Source organism: Marinitoga okinawensis, assembly GCF_055387075.1.
The window spans coordinates 263,501-283,140 of record NZ_AP042422.1; the positions used below are offsets into that span (position 1 = coordinate 263,501).

Consider the following 19,640-nt stretch of genomic DNA (forward strand, 5'->3'; position numbering starts at 1 on the left):
TTTAGTAATAAAATTATTCTATTTTGGAATAATATATAAAATTCCTTTTCTTTTTTATGAAATTTTCGAATTATTAATTAATCTTTTATAAGTTTTTTCATCAATTACTGTAGGTAATGTATCTAATTCACGTATAAGGTAAAAGGTCTCTTTTTCATCAAAAGGGGTTTTATTATAATAATCATCTATTAAAGCGCTTTTTAAATAAACTTCGGCAGTATTTATTTTTCCAGATAAATCAAAAATAGGCGTTATCATAAAAAATCTTCCAATATTTATTTCTGTAATACATATATTATGATCTCTATCCTCTTTTAAGTCAAGGCAATAATTTCCATGAGGTTTGGAAGAAATAGTGTTAACTATTTTTATTGCTAAATCAAATAATTTTTTATCGTGTATAGTTTTTGCATATGATGGTGAACTTGACATATTTGAAAGGCGATTTCTTGCGTAAATATACTCTAAACGTTCTGCGCCTTTTATTACTTGTAATTTTCCATTTTTCCAAATGCTTTGAACTGCATAATCTCTAAATGGTAAAAATTCTGATATTGTAAAATCAGAAATTTTATAATCTCTTAGTTCAGTCCATAATTTTATCCATGAGATAGCTTGATCTAATGTTTTTACCCATGTAGCTCCTCTAGAACCTGAACCCTGTTTTGGCCTTATCCAGTATTTTTCGTCTGGATATTGCTCCATAAATTCTTTAATATCATTGAAAGATTCGATTTCCCACGTTTTGGCGATAGGAATCTCATTTTCTTGCATTAATTTATTAAATTTATATTTATCGTGGCATATCAAAATTTCTTCATGTTTAGGTAAAAAAAGTTTTGATCTTATATATTTTCTTTTTGAAGAAATTACTTCTACTTCTAAATCATTATTTGGAATTACCAAATCGATATGTTCCTTTTCAATTATTTTATTTAAATTTTCTATATATTTATCTTTTAGTGCTGGAGGTAAAATATAAAATTTATCAGCCTTGCTTTTTGCAATATATTTTTCATACATATTTGTTCCTATTATTCTTACATCTAATGAACTTTGCTTAATACTATTGATTAAATTTTCAGCTCCTCCGCTTCCTGCACCTGTTACTAAAACTGTATATTTCATAAATTTTCCCCTACCTTTATATTTTTTATTAGCTTAAATTCATAATTATTATCTGAAGCAAAATTAATAACATTCAATAATATATTTCTTATTCCGAAACTATTATAATCATTAATAAATTTTTTTAATTTTTTCTCATCTTTCATATATATTTTAGCTTGTGAATACCTTTCAATTTTTTCTGTATTAAGGTATACATGTATAGGATGAAAATTAAAAACTTTTAATCCATCATTTTTAAATATATGATTTATATTATGACTATAATGATTTTCTAACATTTTACAATAAATATCATCTTCCCAAAAAAATGGGACTTCTATTATGCCAGTCCATGTTCTATATGGTTTCAATTTAATACCACTATCAAAAGGAATATATTTATTTAAAGAGAATCTAATTCCCTTCTTAATATAATAATTTTCTATAATGGAAGAAAAGGTTAAAGAATGAGATCTTATAGAAACTGCCTCAGGAATTATTTTTAAAAGATTGTCAATTCTATTCTCAAATGTATCTGTAGTTTTTGCATATAATATATCGTTAAAATTTGGATGTATTCCAAGATCAAATAACGAATAATTTCTAATAGTATTTAATAAATTAGAATAATTTGTAATAAAAAATGTAGCTTTTACTTTCTTTTTTACTAAAATATTTAATAAATCTTCAATAACAAAATCAGGAGCCCAATCAAAATCAAAAGTTAAAAATATTTCATTTTTCATACAAATACCTCTTATATTTCTTTTCAACATATTTATATAATTCTTTAAATTTTATAGTATTTATAACATTTTTATTTATATCAAGAAGTTTATTTGCTAGTTCGGTTTTGCCTGACAATTTATAGATAATTATTGTTCTTGCCAATATGTCAAAGTCATCAGCTAACTTAATAGCTTGATTGCATTCAAAAAGAGCTCTCTCGAAATCTTTTTCTCTCATCCAATTATCTATGGCATTTATATAATATTCTTGCCCTATCTTATTATTTTTTAATACCATATCAAATTCTTCATACCATTTATTATTTATATAAAATTTTATTTTCTCATTATCTAATATTTTTTTATATAATTCATAATAATCTTTAGCAACTTTTTCTGCTGAAAAGTTTTCTATAATATAATTTCTAAATATGTTAGTAAAATCTGGTAAGGCGTTAAAATTTTTTATATAATACACAATCTTATTGTATAAATCATCCATATTTTCTGCGCTTATTATAGGAGCATTTAGTTTAGCATCATTTGATAAAAAGAAGTCTTTAGGATTTTGAGAACATATTACAGGATTTCCCAAATACATAGATTCTAATGCGAATAAACCAAAAGTAGTCGAAATTTGTGAAATAACTAATCGTCTATCTTGAGATAATAACTTCAAAAATTTATTATAAGGAATTTGTGAAATTATTTCAATATCAACTTGAGGATAATTTCTTTTAACTTTCTCCAATATATATGTTATAAATTTTGTTCCTTTTAATAAATTATTTGAATAGGCATGTATAATTTTTATATTAGTATTCTTATTTTTTTTATTGCTTTCTATGCTTAATTTTTTTAAATTATCTAAATCTATTGGAATATTAATATCATAAAAATACGGTACATGATTAGCCATTACTCCACCAGAAACTATTGCATCAGTATATTTTGAAAATTCCCAAATTTTAAAATATTGATTATATGTATTTAAGGGTGGAAATAAAGGTGTTTCATTATTGCTAACAAATTGAAATTGCCTCATTAAAATCCTTGAATTATTTCTTACATCTGAACCCCAGGAGCTAACAACAATTTTTTTTCCTAAGTTTTTAAAGTATTCTAATTCCCAATATGGATTATTTTCAGGGAAAGCATTCCATCCGCCAAAAGATTGCCCGTAAGTTATTGTGTCAAAAAAATGATAATGAATAATATCGAATTTATTAAAAAATTTTTTATTGGAAATAAAAAATTCTCTAATTTTTTCATTTCTTTTTTTGGTGGAAAGAGAGTCTAGTTCCAAGTTTATATCACCAGAGTAGTTTAACCAAGTTCTAAAAAAAGATATGACGGTAGAATTTACACTTAATTTTTTTAAATATTTTGATAGTACAATAGAGTTATTAGCTATAATTAAAGGAACATGTAAAACTGAAATCATTATATATCAACACTCCTTAAAAATTTAGCTGGATTACCTATCACAACGCTTTTGGGCTTTACATCATTTGTTACTACAGAACCCATTCCAATCAAAGCGTATTCTCCTATTTCTGAATATCCGATAATAGAAGCATTTGATCCGATATATGCGCATTCGTTAATTTTAACGTTTCCAGATATTTTTACACCGCTTGTTATAGTAACATAATCACTTATTACATCATCATGATTAATTACACTTTGGGACATTATTATAACGTGATTTCCAATATGTGTGTTTGACATAATAGTAACATTAGGGTATATTATACATCCACTTCCTATTTTTGAAGAATTAGCAATAAATGAATTAGGATGAACAATGGTTTCAAATGATTCATTTGGAATTTCCAATTTTTCTATTAAGTTTTTTTTGAAAAAATAATTTTTAGGACTACCAAAAGCATTTACAAAAAATACATCCTTGTATTTTTTGATATCTTTAAGAGTTCCTAAAATATTTTTTCCTTTTTTATAATCATCTAAAAAACCAATAACCTCATATGTAGGTTTTATTTTGTTTATATCTTCAATTATACTTAAAACATCATAAGCAGTTCCAGCAGCAGTTAATATAATAATTTTTTTCAAATTACCACAACCTTTTAATATTTTTTATGACATAATCAATTTCATATTCAGACATTTCATAATACATAGGAAGTGTGATTGTTAATTTATCTGCTTTATATGAATTTATATAATCATAATCTTCCAAATTATATTTATTCTTATAATATCCCAAAGTGTGTGAAGCGTGAGTACCTTGTCGGGTAGTAATACCTAAATTTTCTAATTCTTCCATTAATTTATTTCTTTTTTCGTTAGCTTCTTCAATAGTCAAATTTAAAATGTCATTATCGATTCTACATACAAATGACTGCCAACCATGTTCATAGTTTTCAGGAACAACTGGTAATACAAATCCATCAAGATCTTTTAATTCATTAAAATATATATTGGCAATTTCCTTTTTTTTATTTAATATTGAATCTAATTTTTTCATTTGGTGAATTCCTATTGCACCTTGAATATCAGTCATTCTATAATTATAACCTAATAAATTAAATTCTGGAAGTAAATATCCCTTTTTAAGATGTCTTTGTAAATCTGACAATGTTGCGCCATGAGAGCGTAAAGCTTCTATCATCTCGGCTTCTTTAACGTTATTGGTTATAATCATTCCACCTTCACCAGTTGTAATGGATTTTCTAGGGTGAAAACTAAAAGCGCACATGTTTCCAAAATTTCCCACATGCGTATTATTTATTTTTGCACCTACAGCACATGCCCCATCTTCTAAAATTTTCAAATTGTATTTGGCAGCTATTTTATTTAATTCTATAATATCAGATGCTAAACCAAATTGGTGAACAGTTAAAATTGTAGTTAGTTTATTTCCAGTTTTTTTGTTAACTAGAGTATTATTTTCAAAAGTATAATTATTTTCTATAAGTTTTTCAACTTTTTTTGGATCTAAATTGTATGTATCTAAATCAATATCACAAAATACAGGAGTAGCTTTTGTATATTCTACCGAATTTGGAGTAGCAATATATGTAAAAGAAGGGACTATTACGTCTTGACCTTCATTCACTCCTAATGTTACTAATCCCAAATGTAAAGCTGTTGTACATGAAGATGTAGCTTTTGCATATTTAACTCCAGTGTATTCTGAAAAAAGTTCTTCGAATTTTTTAACCTTTGGTCCTTGAACTAGCCATCCGCTATCCATAGAACTTTTTATTTCATTGTATTCATCATCTGTGAAATATGGTTTAGTAATAGGTATTTTCATATCATATCTCCCTTTCTTTTTTATCTTTATTTCTCCATTCTATTAAACTTTTTAATCCTTCCTCCAATTCTATCATGGCTTTAAATCCTAATTCTTTTTCAGCTTTTTCTGTAGAACCAATTCTATGAGTTACAAAGGTTTTTCCTTGAGGAACATATTTTATACTTCCTTTGAAATTAGTTAATTTAATAATCAATTCAGCTAATTCTTTAATTGAAATACCTTTTCCCATACCAACATTATAGAATCCGTTAGTAACATCAGCTTTTAACGCCGCAATATTAGCTCTTGCAATATCTCTTACATGAATAAAATCATAAGTTTGAGAACCATCGCCATATATTTCAGGTTGTTTTCCAGCATCTATTTTATCAAGCATTTTCATTATTACTGAAACATAAGCCCCATTATAGTCTTGTCTAGGTCCATAAACATTCATATATCTTAACCCTACATAATTCAATCCATATCTTTTATGAAATGCATGCAACATTTGTTCTCCAGCAATTTTTGTTGCACCATAAAATGTTTCATTATTAAATGGATGATCTTCTTTCATAGGAATTTCTAAAGCATTTCCATAAACGGAAGCGGAAGAAGAAAAAATTAATTTTTTTACATTGTTATTTTTACATGCTTCAATAACATTAAAAGTCCCAGCAATATTTGTTTCAAAAGCAGCTCTTGGAAAATCATAACATTGTAATAACCATAGTGCTGCTAAATGAAAAACATAATCTATTCCTTTCATAGCTGAATTTAAAATATCAATATCTCTAATATCTCCACCATATTCATATACTTTACATCTAGGATCCTTTAGAGATTCCTTTATATTTTTCATTTTTCCTCTTACAAAATTATCATAAATAATAACTTCTTTTACATCTTCTTTTAATAATTCTTCAACTATATGAGAACCTATAAATCCTGCTCCGCCTATTACTAAAACTCTAGAATTTTTTAATTCAAACATAAAATCCCTCCAAATATTTCTTATTAATTATTCATATAATTATCTTCGTATATGATCTTCATTCAATATTTCGTCTTAAACAATTAAATTCCTTAATTCATTAATTAGCTTTACGAATTAATGAAAATGTGTTATAATTTAAGAGAAAACAATAATGGGGGTGAAATAGTGTTAAGTAAAGAATTAGTACATGAAATCATAGCCACTGTTTTAAAATACGGTGGGGATTTTGCAGAAGTATTTGTAGAAAAAAGATATACAAACTCATTTGAAATGAAAAACGGGGATTTGGAAAATGCGAGTTCAGGAAATTCCTTTGGTGTAGGTATAAGGGGATTTTTAAATACTCAAGCTGTATATGCATATACTAATGATTTAAGTAGAGAAAGCCTTTTAAATACTGCTAAAAGAGTAGGTGAAGCTCTTGGTGAAATTAAAATAAAGGATTTAACTTTAAATTTGACACCAAAAGAATTTAAAAATAAGCATATTGTATTATTATATCCTGAAGATATATCAAAAAAGAAAAAAGTAGATGTAATGAAAAGAGCATATTCATCAGCGAAAAATTATTCGGATTTAATTAAACAAGTAGTGGTTAGATATTGGGAGTATAATCAAAACATATTAGTAGCAAATTCTGAAGGTATTTTTGCTGAAGATAACAGAGTTAGAACAAGATTGATGATTTCAGCTGTTGCTGAACATAATGGCATTATGGAAACAGGTTTTTATGGTCCGGGAGCAGGAATGGGGTTTGAATTCTTTGACAGAATTGATGTAGAAGAAGCAGGAAAAGCTGCAGCAAGAACTGCTGTTAAAATGGTAAAAGCAGATCAAGCACCTGCAGGAAAATTACCGGTTGTAATAGCAAATGAATTTGGAGGAGTTATATTCCATGAAGCAGTTGGGCATGCATTAGAAGCAACATCTGTAGCAAAAGGTGCTTCTGTTTTTGCAGGTAAATTAGGTCAAAAAGTTGCAGCAGAATGTGTTTCTGCTGTTGATGATGGAACAATACCAAATGCATGGGGCTCTACAAATATCGACGATGAAGGTACTCCAACAAGAAGAAATCTATTAATAGAAAAAGGTGTTCTTAAAGGATATATGATAGATAAACTTGGTGGAAGAAGAATGAATATGGAACCTACAGGTAGTGCAAGAAGACAAGATTATACATTTGCACCAACATCAAGAATGACAAATACATTTATTTTGCCTGGAGACAATTATCCTGAAGAAATAATTGCAAACACAGAATATGGATTATATGCAAAAAGAATGGGTGGAGGTTCTGTAAATCCTGCAACTGGTGAATTTAATTTTGCTGTAAATGAAGGCTATTTAATAGAAAACGGAAAAATAACAAAACCAGTTAGAGGAGCTACCTTAATAGGAAAAGGATATGAAATTATACAAAAAATAGATATGGTTGGTAATGATATAGCAAGAGGACAAGGAATGTGTGGATCTATTTCTGGTAGTATTCCGGCAGATGTAGGACAACCAACAATAAGGGTATCTGAAATAATCGTTGGGGGGCGAAACAAATGACATACAATGAATTTAAAGATAAAATATTTAAGTTAGCAAAAGAAAAAGGTTTTGAAGCTCAAATATCATATTCAAAAAACTATGAATTTTCTATTAGATTAGCAAATGGTCAAATGGATGAATATAAAGATGCAAATAGTAGTTCAATATCTTTAAAGGTTTTAAAAAATGGGAAAATTGGATCGGCATCTACCACAATATTTGATAGCCCAGAAAGATTATTAGAAGAAGCAATAACAAATTATGAAATAATAGATTCAAAAGAAGAAAATCTTTTTTATGATGGTTCAGGAGAATATCTTGATATAAAATCATATTATGGAGAATTTGAAAAACTTAGCGTAAAAGAAAAAATGGGAAAATTAAATAAAATGTTTGAAATAGCTTCAAAAGATGAAAGTATAATGATGATTCCAATGACTGTATATGCTCATCAAACAACAGAAGTTTCAATGGCTAATACATTAGGATTAGATAAAACATATAAAGGTGATGGCGGATATGCTTATCTTTCAGTAGTTGCAAAAGATAAATCACCAAGATCAGGATTTTGGTATGGTCTTGCACCAAAACCAGAAAATCTAAAAGTGGAGGAAATCAGTAAAGCTGCAGTAGAAGAGGCGAAAGCAAAAATAGGTGCAAAATCTGTAAAAAGTGGCAAATACAGAGCTATCTTTAGAAAAGATGAATTCGCATCATTGATATCAACAATGTTAATACCTATGATATCTGCTGAAAATGCACAAAAAAATATGTCTCCATTAAAAAATAAACTTGGAGAAAAGATAGCAAGTGAAGTTTTAAAAATAAAAGATGTTCCATATTATGAAGGTTCATTATCTAATGCGTCATTTGATAGTGAAGGTGTTCCAACTAAAGAAAAAAATATTGTTGAAAATGGTGAGTTTAAAACATTTTTATATAATTTAAAAACTGCCAAAAAAGAAGGAAAAGAATCTACAGGTAATGCCGCAGGAAGAGGTATTGCTCCTATCAATTTATTAGTAGAACCTGGAAATAAATCTTTTGATGATCTTGTAAAAGAATTAAATAATGGTATAATTATAACCTCATTAGAAGGGTTGCATTCTGGTGCAAATCCTATATCTGGAGAATTTTCATTAGGTGCTCAAGGATTAAAGGTAGAAAATGGAGAAATTGTTAGTGGAGTAGAACAAATTACAGTTTCAGGAAACTTTCTTGATATACTAAAGAAGATAGAAGTTGTAGGAAATGATATGTGGATTTCTTTTGGTGGAACTATTTCACCTTCTATATTAGTTTCTGAAATAGATATTGCCGGTAATGAGTAGGTAAAGAGGAATTTCAGGAGTCAAATTTACCTTTTAGAGTTGATATTATTGATTGGAATAGAACTTCTGAAAGTTTTAAAAAGGTCATAAATAAAAAATGTATAAAAATAAAACTATAGCAGCTTTAGGCTGCTATAGTTTTATTTCTTCAATTATAATAATTAAAAAGACTATTTCAAAAAACATTTATTATTTAAAAAGTAGTTTCTCAATACTTATAAATTTTTGTTTTTGTTAATAACCTTATTAATTCAGTAATGAAAACAAGCACTACTATAAAATGTTGCCAAATAAGAAAATACGTAATACTGAAAAAAACAACACAATAAGAAATATCTACTATTTTATTTTGTTGTTTTCTTTTTAATATTGAATATAAAATATAAGAAAAAATCAATAATATAGAAGATATCAAATAATTTTGCATATTTTGTCTTGTAATAAAGTTATTTGATATGTTTGATAATAGTAAAAATATATAAGGGAAAAATCCCATTGCTAATGTAATAATTATTTTTTTAACCATTCTACAACATCAACTCCAATCGCACCATGTATTCCTCCCGCAACAATACCCGGTATTATATCAAGATATCGCATTATATACTGTACAATATACATTTCTCTTTATAATTCAATATCTTTCTAAAACGAAAATTGAGATTTTACATAGTTTATCATAATTTTTCCTTTTTAAAGTCTTTAAATAAACCCAAAATACTAACAGTTAAAAATGGAATCAACAATTTAAATACTCCCCATAAAAAATAAGTGTTATATATAATGAATAAAATGACTAATTGTTTTCCTAATATTTTATCATCAATGTTATATTTTTCTCTTAAATCAAACATTGAAATTAAGGTAGAAATAAATAATATTATTAATCCTATAAGATTTTTTGTAGGTATTGAATGTTCTAAAAATTTTATAAGTATTGTCCATAATATAACTATGACGATTAATTTAATTAATCTATATTGATTTTTTTTATTCATAAGTTCACCTCAGAATTACTCCTGTTTTTTCTTCATACCAGGTAACTTTTCAAAATACATAAAAATAGAAACTACATTTACAGCCATCATAATAGGAAATGCTTCCCATAAAAAGATAGAATTTATTATAATATATAAAATAATAAAGTATTTATTTAATATTTTATTATTAATATTATATTTTTCCTGTAAATCAAATAGTACAAATAAAATAGAACTCAAAATTAAAATATATCCTATAAGATCTTTTAATGAAACGGGATAATCACTAAATATTCTAATTAATATGACTAATAATGTACAAGGTGCTATGACTTTAGTAACTTTAAATAATATTTTTTTATTCACTATTAATTCCCCCACGAAGCCATATCAGAAGTTATTGCTCCTTCAATTGCACCCAGAGCTATACCGCCAGCCAGTCCGCCTAAGGTAATTGGATTAGTAGTAGCTGCAGTCAATAGGAGATAACCTATTGATCCTCCAACACCACCCCAAAATGCAGACTTTTCTGTGTTTTTCCATCCCTCAATGCCTTTTTGGTTAAATTCTTCAATTTTTTGTGCATTTCTTTGTTGAAGTTTTTCCCACGATTCTGCTCCTGTAACATATCTTCCTTGATTAACTTGCCCATAACCACTAACATTTCCTTCATAAATAGCATCCATTCTAATACCCATAAAGTCACCTCCTTGTAAAGTTACTTTATGTTATACAGTAATTTTTTAAACTCTATATCCTTCAAATACATAAAAATACACCTTCTAATACTCAAATAAAATTTTCTGATATTTAATATAATTATAATAATAATAATAATAAAAGTCAATATGAATTAAATATTTTACTTATTTTTTTCAATTATTAAATATTGGATTAATATATCAAATGATAATTATTTAAAGTAACAAGATTAAAAAATAAAAATTTTTATATAATATGAAAAATATCTAATTTTTCAATCTGGATATCTCAAAAGAGAGCTTATTGTTTTAAGGATTTTACTATTATTATAAAATTCAACACCAGAGTGTTAAAAAAGGAAAATAAAATGCACTCTTATCCGAGTGCATTTTTAATTCTTTTACAAGCTTTTTCTATATTTTCCCTTGAAGTTGCAATATTCATTCTCATAAATCCTTTACCGCCTGGTCCAAATGTATCACCAGAATTTAAACCAACCTTAGCCTTTTTTTCCAGCAATTCTCTTAACTCATTTTGACTTAAATTTAATTGTCTGAAATCAAGCCATACTAAAAAAGTTCCTTCAGATTTTATTACCTTTACTTCTGGTATATTTTTTTCAAAAAAATCTTTTACATAGTTATAATTATCTTCTATATAATTCATAACTTCCTCTAACCATTCTTTTCCATATTTATAAGCTGTATTGGCAGCAATTAATCCAGTAAAGTTATGCATATATAAACCACTGATATTTATCCATTTTTCAAAAGTTTCTCTTAGATTAGGATTTGATATAATTGCAAACCCATAATGTAATCCGGCTATATTAAATGTTTTACTGGGTGCCATTAAAGTGATAGTATTTTGTGACAAATCTTCAGAAATAGAAGCAATAGGAATATGTTTTATATCTTTAAATGTTAAATCCGCATGAATTTCATCGGAAACAATTAAAACATTATGTTTTAAACATATTTCTCCCATTTTTTCTAATTCTTCTTTACTCCAAACTCTTCCGATAGGATTATGAGGACTACATAAAATAAACATGTTTGCATCTCTTGCTTTTTCTTCAAAATCATTAAAATCTATTTCATAATAATTATCTACAAGTTTAAGTTCATTTATTAAAAGATTTCTATTATTGTTTTTGACGGAACTCATAAATGGAGGGTATACTGGTGTTTGAATTAATATTTTATCCCCTGGGTTTGTAAATAATTGTATTGAAAAATCCAATGCTGGAATAACACCATGCATGTGTAAAATGTCTTCTTTTTTTATTTTCCAATTATGTTTGTATTCTAACCAGTTAATAATATTATCTTTTAAATCTGTAGGTTCGTATGTATAGCCATATACTCCGTGTTCTATTCTTTCTTTAAGTGCTTTTTTAACTTCTTCTGGTGCTTCAAAATCCATATCTGCAACCCACATTGGTAAAACATCTTTATCTAAAAATAGATTTTTATTCCATTCATACCAATCCCACTTTATAGAATTAGTTCCTTTTCTATCTATATATTTCATTTTATCCCTCCCTGCTTCATACAAAAATTTTATCTACCCGCTAATATATATAATATCATATTTTTACACAAATCATCAAATGTGTTGCAAATTTGCACAAACAAAGTATTTTGATAATTTACAATATAAAAATTTTGAAGTATACTAAAATTACCAAAAGGTTTTAAAAGAGGAGGAGATATAACATGGGTAGCTATCAATTAAAATATCATGCAAAAAAACCTGAAGGAATAGAAAATAAAAAAGCATATCTTGTCGGTTCAGGAATTGCTACACTTGCAGCAGCATTTTTCTTAATAAGAGATGGACATATGGATGGAAAAAATATCACTATATTTGAAAGGAAAAATGTTAATGGTGGAGCTTTAGACGGTGCTGGAAATCTTGAAGATGGATATATCATTCGTGGCGGTAGAGAAATGGAAGAACATTATGAATGTACATGGGATTTATTTGGTGATATTCCAACATTAGAAAATCCAGAAAGAACCGTTTTAGATGATATGAAAGAAATTAATGATTGGGATCCAAATGTTTCTGCAAATAGAGTAATTCAAAATAGAGGTGAAAGAGTAGATGCTTCAACATTAGGGTTAAAAGATCATCACATTAAACAATTAACAAAATTATTTTTAGCAAAAGAAGAAGATTTAGGTGATTTAACTGTAGAACAATTCTTTACACCAGATTATCTTGAAACAAATATGTGGTTATTATGGCGTTCAATGTTTGCATTTCAACCATGGCATAGCGTTGTTGAAATGAAAAGATATATGGAAAGATTTATTCATTTATTACCAGGAATGACAGAATTAAGAAATATTTTATTCTCCAGATACAATCAATATGATTCATTTGTTTTACCATTAGTAAAATGGTTAGAAGATCATGGGGTGAAAATTCAAAATAATACTTTAGTTACAGATCTTGATATAGAAATTAATGGTAAGGAAAAGGTTGTAACTGGAATACATTTAGTTATAGACGGAAAAGAAGAATATATAAAAACTACAAAAGATGATTTAGTATTTGTAATTAATGGTTCTATGACAGAAAATTCTACATTGGGAAGCAACGATAAAGCACCAGAATTAAATACAGAATTTGGCCCTGTATGGAGATTATGGAAAAATATTGCAGAAAAAGATCCTGCATTTGGAAGGCCAGAAGTTTTCTATAAAAACATTGATAAAACAAAATGGGAATCATTTACAGTAACATTTAAAGATTCAAAGATTGCAGATATTATTAGAAAACTAACAAATAGAGATCCATATTCAGGAAGAGTTGTAACTGGTGGAATTATAACAATTAAAGATTCAAATTGGGGTATGAGTTTCACACTCAGTAGACAACCACATTTTGCAAATCAACCAGATGATGTATTAGTACTATGGGCATATGGTTTATTTGCAGACAATGAAGGTGACTATATCAAGAAAAAGATGAGCGAATGTACAGGTGAAGAATTATTAAGAGAATTGTTATATCATATGGGTGTAGATGGAGATTTAATGGAAGAAATCGTTAATGACGCAATTGTTATTCCAGCAATGATGCCACATATTACCAGTCAATTTATGCCAAGAGTTAAAGGTGATAGACCAGAAGTTGTACCAGAAGGAAGTGTAAACTTAGCATTCTTGGGTCAATTTGTTGAAATTGAAGGAGATTGTGTATTCACCGTAGAATATTCAGTAAGATCTGCAATGATTGCTGTATATAAATTATTAAATCTTGATAAACAGGTTCCAGAAATTTATCCAAGTAAATACGATATTAGACACGTTGTAAATGCAACAAGAACTTTATATGGCAATAAACCATTACCAGGAGAATTCTTTGTAAAAAAATTACTTAAAGATACATCATTAGAAGGATTATTATAATAAAAAGCCCCATCATTGGGGCTTTTTATTGCTAAATTTCAATAATGCTCTATGAATATCGCCTTCTATTATTTTACTGAGTTTATTTGTCAATTTTTTAGGATCTTCAGCCATTTTATTTTTGATCCAATTTATAATCATACCTGTAAGTGCTATTTCATAGAATTTAATAACATAATTTTTATCTTCTAATGATATATCTATATTTTCAGAAAGTTCGTTAACAACATCAAGAATTAATTTATAAACATAATCATATAAATGATCTTCAAGTCTATTTCTATCAATGGAGTTAAATGCATTTAATACAATTTTTTTGTTGTCTTTTAAATAATATAATAAATCTAAAAAACCTTTTTGCCAGGTTTCGTAAGTCCTATTTTCTCCCAGGATTTCTTTTACTTCACTTTTGAAAGACCATTCAAGAAGTTCATATATATCATGAAAATAATAATATAATGTTCTTCTATTTACTCCACAATCACTAACTATATCTTTTACAGTAATTTTTGATAATGGTTTTTCTTTCATTAACTTTTTTAATGAACTCGCAAGTGCTTTTTTCGTTATTTCCGACATAAAAACCCCTCTTATCTATTTTTATTTTCCCATATGAAATTATACCATACTTTTATTCTTTTGCTTCCGTATCTATCTTTTTAATTACCTCTTATTTTTATATGGTATAATTAAATCGGAGGTGGAAACGATGAAACGATTACCAATAGGACGAAGTGACTTTAAAAGCATAATAGAAGATAATATGTATTATATAGATAAAAGCATGCTGATAAAAGAAATAATAGAAAGTGGAGATGTAATATTAATAACCAGACCAAGAAGGTTTGGGAAAACACTAAATATGAGTATGATGAAATATTTTTTTAGAAATGATCAAGATAACAAGCATTTATTTGAAGGATTAAAGATATGGAAAGAAAAAGAAATAATAGAAAAGTATTTGTAAAAGTCAACATCAGAATGTTAAAAAAAGGGAAAATAAAAATATACAAAAAAAGAATTAAGAATTGGTAGCATGTAAAATTTTGTGTAAATACCTCTTCTTGGATGGTAATAAATTAATTAAATTAGATCATTATTTTTAAATTATTTTCATATGAATTATCGTCTATATTGTAATATGCTTTAATAGTAATTTCTAGAAGTTTTTGATGTGAGTTTTTGGAAACAAACACTCTTTTGCAATTTTAACTGCAAAATTTAACATTATTAAAGATATCATAAAAAATAGCTCTGCTAAATGCAGAGCCATTAATTATTCTCCTAACATTTCTTTTAATTTTTTAGCAATGAATGTTGCAACGTGTGCCCCTTTTGTTCCTCTTCCAAATCCTGCATCCATACCATTTTCTTTTGCTATATCATCATTTAATTGAGTTCCACCAACAATAATCATTAATTTATCTCTTACACCTTTTTCAATAGCTAATTGATGTAATTTTTTCATATTTTCCACATGTACTTCATTGTGTGTAACAATCATAGAAGCTAATATTGCTTGTGCTCCAACTTCTATAGCAGCATCAATCATTTTTTCTGGCGGAACACTTGTACCTAAATATTCATATTTTATACCGTATTTTTCTATACCACCATGTTTAATATCAAGGATTTCCCTTATACCAACATTGTGTTCATCATTACCTACTGTACCAGCTACAACCTTAACTTTATGTTTTGCAAAGAAATCAAATAATTCATCATCTGACATAACTTCTGGTTTTTTAGGTAATACTAATTCATCTTTCTTAATTGCAAATGGGACTTTTGCTTTTAATTCAACATATGTTGCTTCTGTTGGATGTAATACTGTTTTTGAAATTACTTGAGCATCTTCTAATCCCATTCTTTTACATATTTCAAGCGCGGCAGCTTCTGCATATTCTTCTGATTCAGGAATTGTCATATCTAATTGAATATAACCATCATAACTCCATTCTACTTCTGGTTTAATCAAATTATTTTCTCTATATTCTTTTATTTTATCTAATCTCTTATATACATTATCTTCATCATCTAATTCATCTATGTATTGTATTTTATCTGGATTACATAATGTACATCCACCTATTAAATCACAAGGCTTTTCTAAACCTTCTGGTAAATTATTATATCCAAAGTGATGACATACAGGAGCCATATAATCTTTATCTCTTGGTACAACCGTTCCTGCACCTATACCTCCATCTTTCTTTCTAACAATACCATCACCCATTCTTTCTGGATATTCACCATTATCTACAAACATTCCATTTTCAACAGCTTCAAAATAACCGCCCATTTCAATTATTTCTTCTAACATTAAAATAGCTCTCATCTTTAGTTCTCTAACTTTTTCTCTTACATTATCCCAATTTACCTGAACCATTTCTTTAATACCATCAAGAGCAATTAATGTATGTTTAGCTGTTTCAACACCTCTAATTGAATTAATATGCCATGGGACATTTCTTCCTTCATCAGGAGTAATTGTTGATTGAATATCAGCTTTTGTTAATCTTGAAATAAGTGTATCTAATACGTGTATTCTTGTAGCATCGAATAAATCTGATTCAATATATCTTGTATTCATTTGTGCTCTGAATTTATAATCTTTGAATAATTCTCTAATTGTTAATGCATATACAAAGTTTAATCTAAATTCTGGTGTTGGTGAAACTATTGGTGGAACTGTGGATAATGCTATATTTTCTTTTTTCATTCCAGCTTTTACTGAATATAATGAATTAATAGCATGTTGTACTAATAATTCTGGCATAACCTTCCATGCGAATTTAGCTGATGCATTTGCATTATGAGCACCATCAATTTGTAACATGTTTACTGATGCCATAATTTTTTTAGCTACAGCAGCATCAACAAATGACCTAATCATATTAATTCCTCTATATAATACATTATATTGAGGATCCTGGTGAGCTCCATTTACGCCTTCTTCAGCAAATAATACAGCTACTTCAGGGCCAGCTACACCTGAAACATAACTATGGAAATTAATAGGTCTTCCTACTTCTTCTTCTATTAAATCAAGAGCTTTTCTTGATGCTCTTAATTGTTTTCTTGTTATTGGGATACCACCTATACCTTCTGGTGTTCCTTCAATTAAACCATCCATATGACTTTGTCCTAATGTTCTAATAACCATAATATGATCTGCACCATGCCATGCAGCCATTCTCATTCTTCTTATATCTTCTTCAAATCTACCAGATGCAATTTCTGAAGTAATAACCTCTTGTGGTTGAGGATCTATATTTTTAAAGTAATGAGCTGCAGGTAATGCAACAAAGTTTTTTAAAGGTTTACTTACTTCATAATATTCAAAATCTCCAATCTTTGTCTTTGGAGGTAATTTTTCTCTCCAGGTCCATCCTTTTCTTTTTGGTCTATATTTATCTAAATCTTTTAATATTTCTTCAACATTCAATTTTTTGTTTGGCTCTAATTTCATTTGTTATCGCCTCCGTGAACAAAAATTCTATCCACATCATCCCAATATTTTCCTGCAATTAAATCTCTTCCTGCCTGTATATAATCTATATTATGTTCTTTAGCTATGGTATATACAATATTACCTGCACCTTTTCCTAATATATGTTTTTCAAAAAATTTATCAACTAAAGCTTTTGCTTCCATACTATTGAATCCCATTCTAAGTAAAACAGATCTTTCAATTGATGGAGATGTATGTGTAGAAGCTAAATCAATTAGAGGATCTACAATTTTTTCTATTAAATCCCAGAAGTATTTATCTAATTCTTCATCTGTCATATTCATTAAATGTTTTGCTTTTTCTTCAAAATCAACTTTTCTTGGTTCCATTATAATACCTCCTCAATCAACTTTTTTACTTCCTCTGTAGTGATTCTTAAATCTTCAGCAATAAATTTTAATTCTTTTTCAGAAAATTCTGTTTTTCCATATCTTTTTTTCAATTCTATTATATATGATTTTCTTAATTTTTCTAACGGGTATTTAATAACATCAATTTTTGATGGATGATCTGGTAATACAATATTTTTACCGGGTACATCTTCTTTAATTGGATCACCGAATTTTATTTCAATACCATTTTCTTTTGCAAATGTAAGTTGTGCAGAAGGTAGTTTGCCTGCACCAGTATATTCTGTTTCATTAACTACAATTATTTGATCTTTATCCATTTTCACAGCTAAAGCAAATGCTGCAGCTAAAGAAGTATTTCCGGCAGGTCCTCTTTGCATACCTTCAATATTAGCCAACATTTCAGTTATATAGAAAACTTCACCTTGTGTAACTAAAACATATTCATCCATATATCTTAATGGTCTTGCAGCATTTCTTGGAACATCTGATCTATCTGGGAAAGTCGCAAAGGGAATTCCAAAACCTGTATGACCAGTTGTAAAAGATTTTTTGTTAAAGTCATTATCTGATGCCATATGTAATCCGTGTAAATCAACACTGGCACCAATAATTTTTGTATTAATAGCTCCTGCTTTTTTCAATCCTCTTGCTGTTCCTGTTAAATTTCCTCCACCTGCGTGTGTGATAACTACAGCATCTGGATATTTTCTAAATTGTTCCATTGATTGCTCTGCTATCTCATATCCTAATGTTTCTACACCGGCAATACCAAAAGGTGTATATAATGAAGCATTGAAGTAACCTGTTTCTTCAAGTAAAACTAAAAAATAATAGAACAATTCTGGTCCAACACTTAATTGAATGACTTCAGCACCATATGCTTCACAAGCTCTAGCTTTTTCTAAAATTTCTGGTTGTCCAACACCATTACTATCAAAACATTCTTGAACAATAATTGATTTTAAACCCCTTTTAGATGCTTGAGAGGCAACAGCAGCTCCATAATTTCCACTTGTTGCTGCCATTACACCTTTATATCCCATAACTTTTGCTCTATATGCACTTACAGATGCTCTTCTGTCTTTAAATGATCCAGAAGGATTAGTAGCTTCATCTTTTACAAAAATCCTTGCGCCTTTTCCTTTTGGAGATATTTTTTTAATTAATTTATTTATATTTTTTAATTCAACTAATGGTGTATTGCCAACACCAGTTTCAAATTGTATTTTTCTAATTTCATCTATAGTATATCCAGCATCTTTCATCATTTCTTCATAATCAAAGGCTATGCCTTCTATTTCATATTTAGTATAATCAACACCAACAGATTTTTTCATTATTTCATTTTTTCTTGACATTACTGCATCATAACTAATATCTCTTTTCATTCTTGATCACCTTCGATCATTTCTCTTAATTGTTTACCTATTTGTAATAATTCAATCACAGGCTTTCCGAAATTATGTTTGTATTCTGGAAATATTTCTTCTAATTTACCTTCAACCTCTCTGCCAACAGGAGTTTCTATTTTTACAATATCTCCGATTTTAGCTTCATCATTTAAAAGAAAGCCTTTTATACGAATTTCCAGAGGAACACGTTTTGTGTCCTCTGGAAGATTATTTGCTCTTTGTTTAGGATTTAATCCGACAAAATATATTTGAACCCAATCGCCTTTTTTAGCAATCATTTAATCATCTCC

19 protein-coding genes and 1 pseudogene are annotated in these 19,640 nt (G+C 27.9%); 4 read left to right on the plus strand and 16 right to left on the minus strand.

Features of this window, described 5'->3' with window-relative positions; all coding sequences use genetic code 11:
- Positions 1-54: 54 nt before the first annotated feature.
- From ACZ5CK_RS01175 to ACZ5CK_RS01200, 6 genes are read right to left on the minus strand one after another with little or no spacing between them, the layout of a single operon-like run.
- The gene (locus tag ACZ5CK_RS01175) at positions 55-1,128 is read right to left on the minus strand and encodes an ATP-grasp domain-containing protein (RefSeq protein ID WP_464582085.1); all 1,074 of its coding nucleotides are present in this window, start codon (positions 1,126-1,128) and stop codon (positions 55-57) included.
- Entirely contained in the window at positions 1,125-1,856 is a 732-nt protein-coding gene (locus tag ACZ5CK_RS01180) for a polysaccharide deacetylase WbmS family protein (protein WP_464582086.1), read from the minus strand. Before ACZ5CK_RS01180 ends, ACZ5CK_RS01175 begins: the two co-directional genes overlap by 4 nt.
- Positions 1,846-3,282: a glycosyltransferase gene (locus tag ACZ5CK_RS01185; protein WP_464582087.1), complete on the minus strand. Its 1,437-nt coding sequence runs from the start codon at positions 3,280-3,282 to the stop codon at positions 1,846-1,848. Before ACZ5CK_RS01185 ends, ACZ5CK_RS01180 begins: the two co-directional genes overlap by 11 nt.
- Complete coding sequence (locus ACZ5CK_RS01190) at positions 3,282-3,914, minus strand: acetyltransferase (RefSeq protein ID WP_464582088.1); 633 nt, start codon at positions 3,912-3,914, stop codon at positions 3,282-3,284. Before ACZ5CK_RS01190 ends, ACZ5CK_RS01185 begins: the two co-directional genes overlap by 1 nt.
- A 1-nt stretch (position 3,915) precedes the next feature.
- Positions 3,916-5,121, minus strand: coding sequence for a DegT/DnrJ/EryC1/StrS family aminotransferase (locus ACZ5CK_RS01195; protein WP_464582089.1), 1,206 nt, complete (start codon positions 5,119-5,121; stop codon positions 3,916-3,918).
- Between the two features lies 1 nt (position 5,122).
- Positions 5,123-6,097: an NAD-dependent epimerase/dehydratase family protein gene (locus ACZ5CK_RS01200; RefSeq protein WP_464582090.1), complete on the minus strand. Its 975-nt coding sequence runs from the start codon at positions 6,095-6,097 to the stop codon at positions 5,123-5,125.
- 126 nt (positions 6,098-6,223) lie between these two features.
- Here ACZ5CK_RS01200 and ACZ5CK_RS01205 point away from each other — a divergent pair, with 126 nt between their 5' ends.
- Entirely contained in the window at positions 6,224-7,654 is a 1,431-nt protein-coding gene (locus ACZ5CK_RS01205) for a TldD/PmbA family protein (protein WP_464582091.1), read from the plus strand.
- Positions 7,651-8,967 carry a TldD/PmbA family protein gene (locus ACZ5CK_RS01210; protein WP_464582092.1) on the plus strand — a complete coding sequence of 439 codons (1,317 nt, stop codon included), beginning with the start codon at positions 7,651-7,653 and terminating at the stop codon, positions 8,965-8,967. The genes ACZ5CK_RS01205 and ACZ5CK_RS01210 overlap by 4 nt, the downstream gene beginning before the upstream one ends.
- Before the next feature lie 208 nt (positions 8,968-9,175).
- Here ACZ5CK_RS01210 and ACZ5CK_RS01215 read toward each other — a convergent pair whose 3' ends face one another.
- From ACZ5CK_RS01215 to ACZ5CK_RS01235, 5 genes are all read right to left on the minus strand, one after another.
- Positions 9,176-9,493, minus strand: a complete 318-nt coding sequence (locus tag ACZ5CK_RS01215; RefSeq protein WP_464582093.1) for a hypothetical protein — start codon at positions 9,491-9,493, stop codon at positions 9,176-9,178.
- A gap of 151 nt (positions 9,494-9,644) precedes the next feature.
- Positions 9,645-9,965: a hypothetical protein gene (locus ACZ5CK_RS01220; RefSeq protein ID WP_464582094.1), complete on the minus strand. Its 321-nt coding sequence runs from the start codon at positions 9,963-9,965 to the stop codon at positions 9,645-9,647.
- A 15-nt stretch (positions 9,966-9,980) separates the two neighbouring features.
- The gene (locus ACZ5CK_RS01225) at positions 9,981-10,313 is read right to left on the minus strand and encodes a hypothetical protein (RefSeq protein ID WP_464582095.1); all 333 of its coding nucleotides are present in this window, start codon (positions 10,311-10,313) and stop codon (positions 9,981-9,983) included.
- Positions 10,314-10,315: 2 nt separating this feature from the next.
- Entirely contained in the window at positions 10,316-10,645 is a 330-nt protein-coding gene (locus ACZ5CK_RS01230; RefSeq protein WP_464582096.1) for a hypothetical protein, read from the minus strand.
- A gap of 379 nt (positions 10,646-11,024) precedes the next feature.
- A complete protein-coding gene (locus ACZ5CK_RS01235) occupies positions 11,025-12,182 on the minus strand; it encodes a MalY/PatB family protein (protein WP_464582097.1) in 1,158 nt (385 codons plus the stop codon).
- Positions 12,183-12,367: 185 nt separating this feature from the next.
- Between ACZ5CK_RS01235 and ACZ5CK_RS01240 the strand changes: the two genes are divergently transcribed.
- A complete protein-coding gene (locus ACZ5CK_RS01240) occupies positions 12,368-14,071 on the plus strand; it encodes an oleate hydratase (protein ID WP_464582098.1) in 1,704 nt (567 codons plus the stop codon).
- A 12-nt stretch (positions 14,072-14,083) separates the two neighbouring features.
- Here ACZ5CK_RS01240 and dhaS read toward each other — a convergent pair whose 3' ends face one another.
- The gene (gene dhaS, locus ACZ5CK_RS01245; RefSeq protein WP_464582099.1) at positions 14,084-14,650 is read right to left on the minus strand and encodes a dihydroxyacetone kinase transcriptional activator DhaS; all 567 of its coding nucleotides are present in this window, start codon (positions 14,648-14,650) and stop codon (positions 14,084-14,086) included.
- A 130-nt stretch (positions 14,651-14,780) separates the two neighbouring features.
- On the opposite strand from dhaS, the pseudogene ACZ5CK_RS01250 reads away from it, so the two are divergent.
- Positions 14,781-15,026, plus strand: a pseudogene (locus ACZ5CK_RS01250) (AAA family ATPase); the annotation flags it as partial.
- A gap of 321 nt (positions 15,027-15,347) precedes the next feature.
- Here the strand turns inward: ACZ5CK_RS01250 and oraE are convergent.
- The 4 genes from oraE to ortA are packed head-to-tail and all read right to left on the minus strand — an operon-like array spanning position 15,348 to position 19,628.
- Complete coding sequence (gene oraE, locus ACZ5CK_RS01255) at positions 15,348-17,543, minus strand: D-ornithine 4,5-aminomutase subunit OraE (protein ID WP_464582100.1); 2,196 nt, start codon at positions 17,541-17,543, stop codon at positions 15,348-15,350.
- Complete coding sequence (locus ACZ5CK_RS01260; RefSeq protein ID WP_464582101.1) at positions 17,540-17,914, minus strand: ornithine aminomutase subunit alpha; 375 nt, start codon at positions 17,912-17,914, stop codon at positions 17,540-17,542. The genes oraE and ACZ5CK_RS01260 overlap by 4 nt, the downstream gene beginning before the upstream one ends.
- Positions 17,914-19,326, minus strand: a complete 1,413-nt coding sequence (gene ortB, locus ACZ5CK_RS01265) for a 2-amino-4-oxopentanoate thiolase subunit OrtB (RefSeq protein WP_464582102.1) — start codon at positions 19,324-19,326, stop codon at positions 17,914-17,916. The genes ACZ5CK_RS01260 and ortB overlap by 1 nt, the downstream gene beginning before the upstream one ends.
- Positions 19,323-19,628: a 2-amino-4-oxopentanoate thiolase subunit OrtA gene (gene ortA / locus ACZ5CK_RS01270; RefSeq protein WP_464582103.1), complete on the minus strand. Its 306-nt coding sequence runs from the start codon at positions 19,626-19,628 to the stop codon at positions 19,323-19,325. Before ortA ends, ortB begins: the two co-directional genes overlap by 4 nt.
- Between the last annotated feature and the right edge of the window lie 12 nt (positions 19,629-19,640).